At 63.6% G+C, this 14202-nt stretch carries 13 protein-coding genes; 11 read left to right on the forward strand and 2 right to left on the reverse strand.

Translation table 11 applies throughout. From position 1 onward, the window contains the following. The first annotated feature begins 14 nt into the window (after positions 1–14). The 4 genes from sdhD (at position 15) to AC0L3O_RS12450 (ending at position 3803) form a co-directional block, all read left to right on the forward strand. The gene (sdhD, locus tag AC0L3O_RS12435; RefSeq protein ID WP_268929907.1) at positions 15–389 is read left to right on the forward strand and encodes a succinate dehydrogenase, hydrophobic membrane anchor protein; all 375 of its coding nucleotides are present in this window, start codon (positions 15–17) and stop codon (positions 387–389) included. 4 nt (positions 390–393) lie between these two features. Beyond that, positions 394–2232, forward strand: coding sequence for a succinate dehydrogenase flavoprotein subunit (sdhA, locus tag AC0L3O_RS12440; protein WP_473615718.1), 1839 nt, complete (start codon positions 394–396; stop codon positions 2230–2232). Between the two features lie 64 nt (positions 2233–2296). Next, positions 2297–3076, forward strand: coding sequence for a succinate dehydrogenase iron-sulfur subunit (locus AC0L3O_RS12445; protein ID WP_023800578.1), 780 nt, complete (start codon positions 2297–2299; stop codon positions 3074–3076). Positions 3077–3164: 88 nt separating this feature from the next. Further along, positions 3165–3803 (forward strand): YceH family protein, encoded by a 639-nt coding sequence (locus AC0L3O_RS12450; RefSeq protein ID WP_473615719.1) that lies wholly within the window; start codon positions 3165–3167, stop codon positions 3801–3803. 81 nt (positions 3804–3884) lie between these two features. Here AC0L3O_RS12450 and AC0L3O_RS12455 read toward each other — a convergent pair whose 3' ends face one another. Beyond that, positions 3885–4328: an OsmC family protein gene (locus AC0L3O_RS12455; protein ID WP_473615720.1), complete on the reverse strand. Its 444-nt coding sequence runs from the start codon at positions 4326–4328 to the stop codon at positions 3885–3887. A 411-nt stretch (positions 4329–4739) separates the two neighbouring features. Between AC0L3O_RS12455 and AC0L3O_RS12460 the strand changes: the two genes are divergently transcribed. Together AC0L3O_RS12460 and AC0L3O_RS12465 are read left to right on the forward strand one after the other, a co-directional pair. After that, positions 4740–5096, forward strand: coding sequence for a YciI family protein (locus tag AC0L3O_RS12460; protein ID WP_128177909.1), 357 nt, complete (start codon positions 4740–4742; stop codon positions 5094–5096). A 111-nt stretch (positions 5097–5207) separates the two neighbouring features. After that, positions 5208–5735: a hypothetical protein gene (locus AC0L3O_RS12465; RefSeq protein ID WP_128177907.1), complete on the forward strand. Its 528-nt coding sequence runs from the start codon at positions 5208–5210 to the stop codon at positions 5733–5735. 42 nt (positions 5736–5777) lie between these two features. On the opposite strand, the gene AC0L3O_RS12470 is transcribed toward AC0L3O_RS12465, so the two are convergent. Then, positions 5778–7037 (reverse strand): ubiquinone biosynthesis hydroxylase, encoded by a 1260-nt coding sequence (locus tag AC0L3O_RS12470; protein WP_128245841.1) that lies wholly within the window; start codon positions 7035–7037, stop codon positions 5778–5780. Between the two features lie 158 nt (positions 7038–7195). Between AC0L3O_RS12470 and tesB the strand changes: the two genes are divergently transcribed. The 5 genes from tesB to AC0L3O_RS12495 all read left to right on the forward strand — a co-directional run bounded on the left by tesB (position 7196) and on the right by AC0L3O_RS12495 (position 13943). Next, a complete protein-coding gene (gene tesB / locus AC0L3O_RS12475; RefSeq protein WP_128173684.1) occupies positions 7196–8071 on the forward strand; it encodes an acyl-CoA thioesterase II in 876 nt (291 codons plus the stop codon). Between the two features lie 219 nt (positions 8072–8290). Next, a complete protein-coding gene (locus AC0L3O_RS12480) occupies positions 8291–8629 on the forward strand; it encodes a P-II family nitrogen regulator (protein ID WP_023800571.1) in 339 nt (112 codons plus the stop codon). Positions 8630–8660: 31 nt separating this feature from the next. Further along, a complete protein-coding gene (locus tag AC0L3O_RS12485) occupies positions 8661–10088 on the forward strand; it encodes an ammonium transporter (RefSeq protein ID WP_091592240.1) in 1428 nt (475 codons plus the stop codon). Between the two features lie 370 nt (positions 10089–10458). Next, the gene (locus AC0L3O_RS12490) at positions 10459–13095 is read left to right on the forward strand and encodes an FtsK/SpoIIIE family DNA translocase (RefSeq protein WP_473615721.1); all 2637 of its coding nucleotides are present in this window, start codon (positions 10459–10461) and stop codon (positions 13093–13095) included. Positions 13096–13259: 164 nt separating this feature from the next. Further along, positions 13260–13943, forward strand: a complete 684-nt coding sequence (locus AC0L3O_RS12495; RefSeq protein ID WP_473615723.1) for an outer-membrane lipoprotein carrier protein LolA — start codon at positions 13260–13262, stop codon at positions 13941–13943. Positions 13944–14202: the final 259 nt, after the last annotated feature.

A 14202-nucleotide genomic window follows, 5' to 3' on the forward strand; every position in this document is an offset into this window, starting at 1 on the left:
ACCACAACACCGACATGCGCACGCCGCTGGCCAAGGTCCGCGGCCTCGGCTCCGCCCGCGAGGGCACGGAGCATTTCTGGCGCCAGCGCCTGACGGCGATCGCCAACATTCCGTTGATCCTGTTCTTCGTCGGCTTTCTGATCGCGCTGAACGGCGCCGGCTATGCGCAAGTGCGCGCCGCACTTGCCAACCCGTTCGTGGCGCTGGTCCTGGCCCTGGTGCTGTTGTCCGGGCTCTACCATATGCGGCTCGGCATGCAGGCGATCATCGAGGATTATGTGCATGGCGAGGGCATGAGGCTGGCGCTGCTCGCCCTCAACACATTCTTTCCCGTAGTGGTCGGCGTCGCCTCGATCTTCGCCCTGCTCAAACTGGCATTTGGAGGCTGAAATTTTGGCCAAGGACGCGAACAACGCCAACACGGCGTCCGCCTACAGCTATGTCGACCACAAATTCGACGTGGTTGTGGTCGGCGCCGGCGGCGCCGGCCTGCGCGCCACGCTCGGCATGGCCGAACAGGGCCTGCGCACCGCCTGCATCACCAAGGTTTTCCCGACGCGGTCGCACACTGTCGCCGCTCAGGGCGGCATCGCCGCCTCGCTGTCCAACATGGGCCCCGATTCCTGGCAGTGGCACATGTACGACACCGTGAAAGGATCGGATTGGCTCGGCGACGTCGACGCCATGGAATATCTGGTGCGCGAAGCACCCGCCGCCGTCTACGAGCTCGAACATTACGGCGTGCCGTTCTCGCGCACCGAAGAGGGCAAGATCTACCAGCGGCCGTTCGGCGGCCACATGATGAATTTCGGCGACGGCCCGCCGGTACAGCGCACCTGTGCGGCCGCCGACCGCACCGGCCACGCCATCCTGCACACGCTCTACGGCCAGTCGCTGAAGAACAACGCGCAGTTCTTCATAGAGTATTTCGCGCTCGACCTGATCATGGAGCCGGATGGCACCTGCACCGGCGTCGTCGCCTGGAGCCTCGACGACGGCACCATCCACCGTTTTTCGGCAAAGATGGTGGTGCTGGCGACCGGCGGCTATGGCCGCGCCTATTTCTCGGCGACCTCGGCGCACACCTGCACCGGCGACGGCGGCGGCATGGCGGCGCGGGCCGGGCTGCCGCTGCAGGACATGGAATTCGTGCAGTTCCACCCGACCGGCATCTACGGGGCCGGCTGCCTGATCACCGAGGGCGCGCGCGGCGAAGGCGGCTATCTCGTCAATTCAGAAGGCGAGCGCTTCATGGAGCGCTATGCGCCGTCGGCCAAGGACCTTGCCTCGCGTGACGTGGTCTCGCGCTGCATGACGCTGGAGATTCGCGAGGGACGCGGCGTCGGCAAGAACAAGGACCATATTTTCCTCCACCTCGACCACCTCGATCCGGCCGTTTTGCACGAGCGACTTCCGGGTATTTCGGAGTCGGCAAAGATCTTTGCCGGCGTCGACCTGACCAAGGAGCCGATCCCGGTGCTGCCGACGGTCCACTACAATATGGGCGGCCTGCCGACCAACTACTGGGGCGAGGTGCTCAACCCCACCGCCTTGAACCCGGACCAGGTGTCGCCCGGGCTGATGGCGGTCGGCGAAGCCGGCTGCGCCTCCGTCCACGGCGCCAACCGGCTGGGCTCCAACTCGCTGATCGATCTGGTGGTGTTCGGCCGCGCGGCGGCGATCCGGGCCGGCCAGGTGATCGACCGCAACGCGGCGATCCCGTCGCCCAACGAAGCCTCGGTTGACAAGATCATGGACCGCTTCGACCGGCTGCGCCACGCCAACGGCTCGACGCCGACGGCGGTTTTGCGCGAAAAGATGCAGAAGGCGATGCAGGACGATGCGGCGGTGTTCCGCACCCAGGAATCACTGCAAAGCGGCTGCAAGCGCATTTCGCAGATCTGGGGCGAGCTCAAGGACGTAAAAGTGTTCGATCGCTCGATGATCTGGAATTCCGACCTGGTCGAGACGCTGGAGCTGGAAAACCTGATGGCCAACGCCATCACCACGGTCTACGCTGCCGAGGCGCGCAAGGAGAGCCGTGGCGCGCATGCGCGAGAAGATTTTTCGGCGCGCGACGATGCGAACTGGCGCAAGCACACGCTGTCCCGGCTCAGCGAGGCCGGCGAGGTGTCGCTCAGCTATCGGCCGGTGCACACCGAGCCGCTGCTCAGGGAAGCAGACGGCGGCATCAACCTGGCCAAGATCGCGCCCAAGGCCAGGGTGTATTGATGATGGCCGCCGTAAACGGGACTTGGTCCGGGCTGAAGCTCGTCATCCGAAAGGACCTGAGATAATGGTCGAACTCACCCTTCCGAAAAACTCGAAGATCAAGGCCGGAAAAACCTGGCCGAAGCCGGAGGGTGCGACCAATCTGCGGGAGTACCGCATCTACCGCTGGTCGCCGGACGATGACGAGAACCCGCGCATGGACACCTATTTCGTCGACATGGACGATTGCGGGCCGATGGTGCTCGACGCTCTGCTCTACATCAAGAACAAGATCGACCCGACGCTGACGCTGCGCCGCTCCTGCCGCGAGGGTATTTGCGGCTCCTGCGCCATGAATATTGACGGTTCCAACACGCTGGCCTGCACCAAGGGCTGCGACGACATTTCCGGCGCGATCAAGGTCTATCCGCTGCCGCATATGCCGGTGGTCAAGGACCTGGTGCCAGACCTGACCAATTTCTACGCCCAGCACGCCTCGATCGAGCCGTGGCTGAAGACGGTGTCGCCCGAACCGGCCAAGGAATGGCTGCAGAGCCATGAGGACCGCGAAAAGCTCGACGGGCTCTATGAATGCATCTTGTGCGCCTGCTGCTCGACCTCATGTCCGAGCTACTGGTGGAACGGCGACCGCTATCTCGGTCCGGCGACGCTGCTGCAGGCCTATCGCTGGCTGATCGATTCCCGGGACGAGGCCAAGGGCGAACGGCTCGACAATCTCGAAGACCCGTTCCGGCTCTATCGCTGCCACACCATCATGAACTGCGCCCAGACCTGTCCCAAGGGGCTGAACCCGGCCAAGGCGATCGCCGAGATCAAGAAGATGATGGTGGAGAGAAGGGTTTAGCTTCGGACGAGTTGCTGCAGGGATCATCTCGTCGGTAGTGATCCTTCGCGCCGGCGCTGTCCCGCCGACTTCAAAGGATAGCCGACCCATGACCGATACCGAACTCCCCATCCTCTCTCCCCTCGAAGCGCGCGTGCTCGGTTGCCTGATCGAAAAGAAGGAACTGACGCCCGACATCTACCCGCTGACGCTCAATGCGGCACTTGCCGCCGCCAACCAGAAGACGGCGCGCGAGCCGGTGATGTCGGTCGAGCTTGTCGAGGTGAGACGAGCGCTTGGCCAACTCGAGCACAAGGGGCTGGTCAGGCAGGTCTTTGCCTCGCGTGTCGAGCGCTACGAGCATGTCGTCGCGCAGCGCTTTTCGCTGACCTCGGCGCAGATTGCGCTGCTTGGGCTGCTGTTGCTGCGCGGTCCGCAAACCGCCTATGAATTGCTGGCGCGAAGCGAGCGCATGGCGCGATTGCCCTCCATCGACGAGCTTCGCAGCAACCTCGACCTGTTGATCGGCCGCAAGCCGCCGCTCGTTCAGCAGATCGATCGTGGTCCCGGCCAGCGTGAGGACCGCTATGTGCATCTCCTGGGCGGGCCGGTGCAGCTGTCGGCTGCCGCAGCGCCCTTGCAAGCGTCTTCGCCGGCCTGGGATCTCGAAGCGCGCGTGCAGGCTCTCGAGGAAGAGGTCGCACAGATGCGCGCACGCATCGACGCGCTGACCGGCGACGGACGCTGATGACCTTTTGAGGTGTTGGAGGGACGTGAAGGATCGCCTACGCCCCACAAATGAAAACGCCGGCCTTGGAGCGGGCGTTTATCACCTCATGCCATCTGCTCGGCCGAGCTTGGCGTCGAGCGAAACCTTTATGGCGCCGAGCGCCTTCGAGACCGGGCATTCGGCCTTGGCCTTCTCGGCCAGCTCCTGGAACTTCGCCGCATCGATGCCCGGCACCTTGCCGACCACGGTGAGCGCGCTGCCTGTGATCCCCGTGCCAGGAACCAGCGTCACCACCGCCTTGGCGTCGAGTTCGGTGGCGGGGGTGCCGTTCTCGGCCAGGAAGTGAGAGAACTGCATGGCGTAGCAGCCGGCATGCGCGGCGGCGATGAGTTCCTCCGGATTGGTGCCGGCCTTGCCGCTTTCATCCTCGAACCGCGCCTTGAACGAGTAGGGCGTGGCTTTCAGGGCCGCGCTCTGCGTGTCGAGCGTGCCCTTGCCCTCTTTCAGATTGCCTTTCCAGACGGCGTTTGCGGTGCGGTCCATGAAGTCCTCCTTGATTGTGGTGGCTGAGCCGTGATCGGCGTCTGGTCGACTATAGCGCGCGCGGGCACGAAGGCCACCCGTGCTTTCGCGCCAATGGCGACGCGTAAAAAAAATCCGCGTGCAAAAATGTCGACTTCCATCTGCCTCGGCCGTCCTGCGGGCGGCCACGGGTTTCGTGGCCGAATGGAGGACACCATGGATAATCTGTTTTCTGCTCACTGGAGAGACACTGGCCGAAAGGCGGCTGAACAGGAAGCCGACTGGTTGGCTCGGCAACCTTGCGGTTTCGGTCGACTGCTTGCTGCGGTCGCCATGATAGGGGTTGCGGTATCCCTTCTCGATTATGCAGCGGTCAAAAGCCCGGCTGGGACCTTGGTCGCGAACAGTTCGTCCCAACAAGGAAGATGAGAGATGAAATATGTTTGCCTGGTTTATGGTGAGGAAAAAGACCTTTACGCAATGAGCCCGGAAAGGCTGGCCAGGCTCGACGCCGACTCGCTGGCCTATGACAAATCGGTGGAGCAAAGCGGCCGGCTGATCATCGCGCAGGCGCTGCAATCGGTAAAAACCTCTAAAACCGTGCGCCGGCGCAAGGGCAGGCGGCTGATCACCGATGGTCCCTTCGCCGAGACCAAGGAGCAATTGCTCGGCTTCGTCATGATCGAGGCGGCGGATCTCGACGAGGCGCTGGAGATCGCCGGCGGGATTCCGCTGGCCGAAATCGGCACGATCGAGGTCAGGGCGATCTACAGCGTACCGGGATCCTGAACATTATTCCGTTTGCGTCCGGCGGAATCAATTTCTTCGGCGGGCGCAACTTTTGCGTGTTGAAGCGAAACAGCACTTCTCCTATCGTCGTTGCGGTTGGGGATTTCGGGCATGCATATACTGATTGCTGCAATTGGGCTGTTGGGAGTGGCGGCGTTCTGGTGGTATCGGATGAAGGCCATGAACGATGCGGCGCGCGAGGTCGCGGACGTCGTCGGGCGTGTGCAAGGCAACATTCGGCGCAAGAGGTTGCGCAAGCAGGCGGCGCTCTCACCGCTGACGGCGATCGACGATCCGGTCGTGGCGGCCGCGACGCTGATCACCGCCATCATTGCCGAGAACGGCCCTGTCCTGTCGCAGCGCGAAGCCGTGATTCGGTCGGTGATTTCGGAGATTGCAGACGACAAGAAGACCGATGAGGCTGTGGTCTACGCCAAATGGGCGGCGTCCCAGATCGACGATGCCACGATCGTCATCGACAAACTGGCGCCGTTCCTGCGCGAACGTCTCGATGTGACTGAGCGAAACGATTTGCTGCAGATGGTGAACCGCGCGGCGCAGGCTGGTGAGCAACCCCTAAAAATATCCGACCAGAGGATACTGCGGCTGCGCCAGAAGCTCGGCTTCGAGGTCAACTAAGGGTGTGCTGATATTCAGGTGATGCCGGCCCGTCAGTCGGGTTCAGATCGCCTCGCCCTTGAGCAGTTTCGGCGTGTCGCCGGACAGACCGGACGCCTGGCGGATGAAGAAATCCTTCAGCCGCGGCATGCGTTCGACGAGACCGAGGCCGATGTCGCGGACGGCGCGCAACGGGCCGATGTCGTTGGAAAACAGACGGTTCAGGACATCGGTGGTGATGCCCATCTGCAGCGTGTCGAAGCGCCGCCACTGCTGGTAGCGTTCGAGCACGTCGAGCGCACCGACATCCTGGCCGAGCCGGTCGGCCTCGACCACCACTTCGGCCAATGCCGCGACATCCTTGAAACCGAGATTGAGGCCCTGACCGGCGATCGGGTGGATGCCGTGGGCGGCGTCGCCGGCGAGCGCAATGCGCGGCGCGACGAAATCGCGGGCGATGGTCAGGCCGAGTGGCCAGGCGCGCGGCCTGTCGGCGACGCGAATTTCGCCGAGCTTCAGGCCAAACCGCTGTTCCAGTTCGTGCTCGAAGACGAGGTCGTCGCCGTCGACCAGTTTTTCGGCGTCTTCCGACCGCTCGACCCAGACGATCGACGAGCGGTGGGTGCCGTCCTTGTCCGACTTGAGCGGCAGCGTGGCGAACGGGCCGGCTGGCAGAAAATGCTCTTCGGCGCGGCCATTATGCGGCCGTTCATGCGCGACGGTGCAGACGATGCCGGACTGGCCGTAGTCCCATTTCACCGTCTTGATGCCGGCCATGTCGCGCAGCTTCGAGTTGACGCCGTCGGCGGCGATCAGCAGCCGCGCCTTCAGCGTCGCGCCGTCGGCAAGATGCACGGTGATGCCGGCACCGTTGACGTCGAAGGCACTGACGGCGACGCCTTCGATGATGTCGATGCCGAGTGTTTCAGCGCGCCGGCGCAAGGCGCCGTTCAAATCCCTGTTGGCGACCATATGCGCAAACGCTTCGCCAGGCGCGACCTCGCCATCGAACGTGAGAAACACCGGGCGCAGCGGATCGGAAGCGCGCGAATCGGTGACGATCATCTCGGTGATCGCCTGCGCCTCGGGGGCGATTTCGGCCCAGACGCCGAGTTGGTCGAGCATGCGGCAAGCGGCAGCGGCGATCGCCGAGGCGCGGCCGTCCTTTTGCCAGATGCCGGCGGGCGCGGCGTCGACGACAGCGACCGCCAGGCTCGGTCGTGCCTGTTTCAGCGATACGGCGGCGGCAAGGCCGACATAGCCGGCGCCGGCGACCAGAATGTCGAGCGCGGTTCGGTTTTTTGCATCCGCCTTGTCGACCATGGCAAATTCCTTTCCGGCCAAATTCCTTTCCGGCCTTGACTGCCCGTCATTCCTGTCGGAAACCGCCATAACACTTTTGCGGCTTCTGAAGCTCGCTTCGAGTGAAATATCGAAATTAAGGCGAACTTCGGAATCAAAACGACACGAGGGCGCGAAACGTGACGGCGGCCATGGACGAGCTTCTCGGCATTCTCGACCTCGAGCAGCTGGAACACAACCTGTACCGTGGTCGCAGCCCCAAACTCGACTGGCAGCGTGTCTTCGGCGGCCAGACCATCGCCCAGGCGCTGGTCGCCGCCCAGCGAACGGTCGAGCCCGAACGCCACGTGCATTCGCTGCACGGCTATTTCATGCGGCCGGGCGACACCAAGGTGCCGATCATCTACCAGGTCGACCGTATCCGCGACGGCGGCTCCTTCACCACGCGCCGTGTCGTGGCTGTCCAGCACGGCCAGGCGATCTTTTCGCTGGAAGCCTCGTTCCAGCAGGACGAGGTCGGTCTCGAGCACCAGGTCCCGATGCCGCTGGACGTGCCGGCGCCCGACACATTGCTGTCGCAGCGCGAATTGATCGGCAAGTTCGGCGCGGCCGTGCCCGACGGCATCAGGCGCTACTGGGAGCGTGACCGGCCGATCGAGATGAAGCCGGTGATGCTGGAGCATTACACCAGCCGGGAGAAGCTGGAGCCGAAACAGAACATCTGGATCCGCACCACCGGCCCGGTTCCGGGCGATCGCGCCACGCAGGCGGCCGTGCTTGCCTATCTTTCCGACATGACGCTGCTCGATACCTCGACCTTTGCGCATGGCCGCGCCATCTTCGATAGCGACATCCAGGCGGCGAGCCTCGATCACGCGATGTGGTTCCATCGCAGCCATCCACTCGACGACTGGATGCTCTACACGCAGGACAGCCCGTCGACGCAAGGGTCGCGGGGGTTCACGCGCGGGTCGCTGTTTGCCCGCGACGGCACGTTGATCGCCTCGGTTGCCCAGGAAGGCCTCATCAGGCTGAAGCGGCCGCCCGCGGAATAGGCAATTTTGCAAAATTGCCTATTTTTTAAACAGATGCGCTGCCGCGACTATGAACAGTCAGCCGACAAACCTTCCCCAAGTCGTTATTTAACAGCAGCTTAACACCCTGCTTCGGCAACTGGCACGGAGCTTGAATCCTAGCGGGCACTCTCCGGCTCTCATGGGGATCGGCGAAGTCGTGCAAACGCGGGGACCCGCAACAGTAAAGGGTGAAACCTTATGAAAATCGTGATGGCAATCATCAAGCCGTTCAAGCTCGACGAGGTGCGCGAAGCGCTCACCGCAGTCGGCATCCAGGGCCTGACCGTCACCGAAGTCAAAGGCTACGGGCGTCAGAAGGGCCACACGGAAATCTATCGCGGGGCGGAATACGCGGTCAGCTTCCTGCCGAAAATCAAGATCGAAGTCGCGGTCGGCCTGGACATGGTCGACAAGGCCGTCGAAGCCATCACTGCGGCGGCCAAGACCGGTCAGATCGGCGACGGCAAGATCTTCGTTTTCGGCATCGACCAGGCGGTGCGCATTCGCACCGGCGAAACAGACACCGACGCGCTTTGAGCTGCGGAAACGTATTCCAATGGAGAGTTCAATGAATATTCCTTCTACTTTGAAGTCGGTGGCGCGCACCGCGCTGCTGGGCTCACTCGCTATCGCAGCGCTGGGCACGGTCGCCGCATTCGCGCAGGAAGCGGCGCCGGCCGCACCGGCCGCGCCAGCGGCGCCGGCCTTTACCGTCGACAAGGGCGACACGACGTGGATGATGATCTCCACCATCCTGGTGCTGCTGATGACCATTCCCGGCCTTGCCCTTTTCTACGGCGGCCTGGTTCGCGCCAAGAATATGCTGTCGGTGCTGATGCAGGTCTTCACCATCACCAGCGTGGTCATGATCGTCTGGGTTTTCTACGGCTACAGCCTTGCCTTCACCCCCGGCAACGCCTTCGTCGGCGGCCTTTCCAAGATGTTTCTCGCCGGCGTCGACGTGACGACGGTGTCGGAAACTTTTACCAAGGGCGTCGCCATTCCTGAGCTGGTGTTCGTGATCTTCCAGATGAGCTTCGCCTGCATCACGCCTGCCCTGATCGTCGGCGCCTTCGCCGAACGCGTCAAGTTTTCGGCTGTGATCCTTTTCACCATCCTGTGGGTCACATTCGTCTACTTCCCGATCGCGCATATGGTCTGGTTCTGGGGCGGCCCGAGCGCTTACAGCGACCCGTCGGGGCTCATCTTCAGCTTCGGCGCCATCGACTTCGCCGGCGGCACCGTCGTCCACATCAATGCGGGCATCGCCGGCCTTGTCGGCGCGCTGATGATCGGCAAGCGCATCGGCTACAACAAGGACGTCATGGCGCCGCATTCGATGACGCTGACCATGGTCGGCGCGTCGCTGCTGTGGGTCGGCTGGTTCGGCTTCAATGCCGGTTCGAACCTCGAAGCCAACGCCTATGCGGTGCTGGCCATGGTCAACACCTTCGTCGCCACAGCCGCGGCGGCAGTGACCTGGATCGTGCTTGAAACGCTGCTGCGCGGCAAAGCCTCCATGCTTGGCGCGGTTTCGGGCGCTGTTACCGGACTTGTCGCCGTCACGCCCGCCGCCGGCTTTGGCGGACCGATGGGCGTCATCGTGCTCGGCATCGTCGCCAGCTGCGTCTGCTACTTCTTCGTCTCGGTCGTGAAGAACAAGTTCGGCTACGACGACAGCCTCGATGTCTTCGGCATCCACTGCGTCGGCGGCATCATCGGCGCGCTCGGCACCGGCATCCTGGTCAACCCCGCCCTCGGCGGCGCCGGCATCGTCGATTATTCGACGGCCGACTTCGCCGCCGGCTATGCCGGCACGGCGACCCAGCTGTGGTCGCAGTTCAAGGGTGTCCTGGTAACCGTCCTGTGGTCGGGCATCGGCAGCGCCATCCTCTACAAGATCGTCGATATGATCGTAGGCTTGCGCCCGACAGCCGATGCAGAGCGCGAAGGGCTCGACCTCACCGCGCATGGCGAAGCGGCCTATCACCCGTAAGCCTGGTAATCTGTGGGTCTTGTCTGGGTCGGCCTCGGCCGCCCCGGACCTCTCCTCCCGTCGTGACGCTCCCGAAAAGGGCTCACGCATTGAGGCCCGGACCGGTTCCGGGCCTCTTTTTCGTGCGATGCCGCGCCAGTGGCAGTCCAGGCTCGGTCACAATTGCTTGATCGGGCGCCTGATCGACCCTGGGCGATGAAACATCGGCCGGCCAGCGTGCCCGCCATTTGTGTGACCGGTTTCCACTCGGGGAGCGCCGGCACGCACCCATGGTTAATGCGGCCTTAACCTTCCCGCCGATAGTCTGGCATCCGAATCTGCCGGAGTGCGTCATGCGTCCGGCCAGTCCATGACAGACGGGGAACGACGAATGCGTTCAGGGGCTTCAGCACCGCTTGCGCTGGCCGATACGGGGCACGGCATCCAGGCGTTCGCGCGGCGTCAGGTCGGCCGGCTGCTCGGCGCCGGCCTGTTTGCGCTGGTCGCCTTCGGCGTCGCCAGCCTCGCCACCTGGAACGTCGCTGACCCAAGCTTCTCCCATGCCACCGACAACATCGTCACCAACGCCATGGGCTATGTGGGCGCTGTCTTCTCCGACCTGGCCATGCAGTTCTTCGGCCTTGCTGCGGTCGCGGCGCTGGTGCCGGCGGTGGTCTGGGGATTTCTGCTGTTTTCGGCGCGCGGCGTCGACAGGCTGCCGAAGCGCGGGCTCGCCTGGTTCGGCTACGCGGTGCTTGCCGCGGCCATGGCGGGCTGCGTGGTGCCGCCCAAGACCTGGCCGCTGCCGACCGGTCTCGGCGGCGTGTTCGGCGACATGGTGCTCAAGATTCCAGGCCTCGTCGTCGGCGGCTATCCGACCGGTCTCATCGCCAGCGTGCTCGCCGTGCTTCTGGCCGCGCCGGCACTGTGGCTGTTTGCCTACGGCTCGGCGCTGATTGCACGCAAGAACGGTTTCGCCGTCCTGGAGCAACCGGCCGCAGCCGATCCGAGGGACCAGGACGACCTGCTTTTCGACAATGACGAGGATGAGGGCGACGAGGGCATTCTGGCGCTAGGCGCGATCACGCATTGGTGGCTGTCGTTGCGGGCCTTTCTCCGCCGCCGCGCCGCCCGCCGCCGTGAGCGCGACGATTTCGAACCGGAGCCGCGCGCAAGCGCCTGGCGGCGCGCTGCCGAACGGGTCGAATCGGCCGAATTCGCCGAATCGCGGATGAGTGCCGATGGGCGCGCCCGCGTCGAGCCGGAATTCTTCGCCGCCATGGTCAATGACCGCAGCGCCTCGCTCGACGACGCCGATGTTTTCGACGATGACGATGACATGGATTTTGCGCCGGAGCCCGCGCGCAGCACTCCTCCCAATGCGAGGGTGCAGCCGTTCCGCTCCGATGCCGCCACCCGCGTCGCAGCACCGGCGCCGCGGCCGGTTCCGGGCGCGCGTGTCCAGCGCGAAGCGCAGTCCTCGCTGATCGGCTCCGAACAATTCGAAATGCCGTCGCTGCATTTCCTGTCCGAGCCGAAGAACGTCGTGCGCGACGCCAGCCTGTCCAAGGACGCGTTGGAGCAGAATGCCCGCCTGCTCGAAGGCGTGCTGGAGGATTTCGGCGTCAAGGGCGAGATCATCCATGTCCGCCCCGGTCCGGTCGTCACGCTTTACGAGCTGGAGCCGGCGCCCGGCATCAAATCGTCGCGGGTCATCGGCCTGTCTGACGACATCGCCCGCTCGATGAGCGCGATCGCCTGCCGCGTCGCGGTGGTGCCGGGCCGCAACGCCATTGGCATCGAGCTGCCGAACGCCAAGCGCGAGACCGTCTATCTCAGGGAAATCATGGCCAGCCGCGATTTCGAGACCACCAAGGCCAAGCTGGCGCTGGCGCTCGGCAAGACCATCAACGGCGAGGCGGTCATCGTCGACATCGCCAAGATGCCGCACGTGCTGGTCGCCGGCACCACCGGCTCGGGCAAGTCGGTCGCCATCAACACTATGATCCTGTCACTGCTCTACCGACTGACGCCGCAGGACTGCCGGCTGATCATGATCGACCCGAAAATGCTCGAGCTCTCGGTCTATGACGGCATCCCGCATCTTTTGACGCCGGTCGTCACCGATCCGAAGAAGGCGGTGGTGGCGCTGAAATGGACCGTGCGCGAGATGGAGGACCGCTACCGCAAAATGTCCAAGGTCGGCGTCCGCAACATCGACGGTTTCAACGCGCGGGTGCAGCAGGCCGAGAAGAAGGGCGAAAAAATCTCGCGCACCGTGCAGACCGGCTTCGACCGGCAGACCGGCGAAGCGGTCTATGAGACGGAAAACCTCGATCTCGAGCCAATGCCCTACATCGTCGTCATCATCGACGAGATGGCCGATTTGATGATGGTCGCCGGCAAGGACATCGAAGGCGCGGTGCAGCGCCTGGCGCAGATGGCGCGCGCTGCCGGCATCCACGTCATCATGGCGACGCAGCGGCCGTCGGTCGACGTCATCACCGGCACGATCAAGGCCAACTTCCCGACCCGCATCTCCTTCCAGGTGACGTCGAAGATCGACAGCCGCACCATTCTGGGCGAGCAGGGCGCCGAACAGCTGCTCGGCATGGGCGACATGCTCTACATGGCCGGCGGCGGCCGCATCCAGCGCGTGCACGGTCCCTTCGTTTCCGATGACGAGGTCGAGAAGATTGTCGCGCATCTGAAGCTGCAGGGCGTGCCGGAATATCTCGATGCCATTACCGAGGATGACGACGAGGACGACGACGAGCCGTCGGGCAAGGGTGGCTCGGGCGGTGGCGGCGGCAATTTCGAGGATTCCGACGATCCCTACGACCAGGCGGTTGCGGTGGTGCTGCGTGACGGCAAGGCCTCGACCAGCTACATCCAGCGCCGGCTCGGCATCGGCTACAACCGCGCCGCCTCGATCATCGAGAAGATGGAGAAGGAAGGCATTGTCGGCCCGGCCAACCATGCCGGAAAACGCGAAATTCTGGTGCCGACGGAGGACGACAAGTTCTGATCCGCCCGCCAAGCCGACAGGATTTTCGCGGCTGCAACCTGACGGCAGCAACTTTGAACCTTCTGGCGCGTTTGCAACGACCAAGCGCTGTTCGGCCGCCAAACTTAAGCCCAACTGGGGGCCAAACACTGCGACAACAGATGAACCAGACGAGAGTAACCGGCATGAAAAACTCTTCTTTCGGCACGATCAGCGATTTTGTCCCGACCCGCCGCCAACTGCTTGGCCTCGGGCTGGTCCTGGCCGGCGCCGCGGCCATCAATGTCGTGCCCGGGGTCCAGTTGCTGGCGTCGGCGCAAGCGGCGGTGCCAGCCACCGCGCAGAAGATCGCCGACCATTTTTCCTCGGTCAAATCGATGGCCGGCGAATTCGTGCAGTTCGGACCCAAGGGCGAGCAGACCGGCGGCAAGTTCTTCCTGGAACGGCCGGGCAAGATACGCTTCAACTATGATGGGACGTCGAATTTCCGGGTGATTTCCGACGGCAAGTCGGTGGTCATCCTGAACAAGCGGCTGAAAACGTCCGATCTCTACCCACTGTCGAAAACGCCGCTCAAGCTGCTGCTCGACACCAGGATCGACCTCTCCGGCGGCCGCGTCAAAAGCGTCAAGGAAGAAAACGACGTCACCACCATCCAACTCGCCGACAAATCGGTGTTCGGCAGTTCGAAGATCACCATGATGTTCGATCCGAAAACCTACGAATTGCGCCAATGGACGATCACCGACGCGCAAGGCAAGGACACGACGGTGATGATCTTCAACGTCAGGGAAGGCGTAAGCTTCGCCCCCGACACCTTTGCCATCGACTACACGGCCAACCGCGAACTGAACACCAAGTCGCGGTAGGATCTGCTGTTATTCAGGTGAGGCCGGCCTGCGAATGGCGGTTTCCTGCGCTTCCGGTACTCACGTACTTTAAGTAAGTACGCTCCGCTCCGGTTCTCGGAATCCACCATTCTCGACTCGGCCTGACCTGAATCTCAGCGAATCCTGGTGCCAGCCCGGGGCCCCCCTAACACCCGGGCCGGCGGGTATTTTCGAACGCCGCCGGCCTGAAGTTTACGGGAAGATCTATCCACGGGGCCCCGGGGCCGGCCGAGGGGCG

This window comes from Mesorhizobium sp. WSM4810 (genome assembly GCF_055811235.1).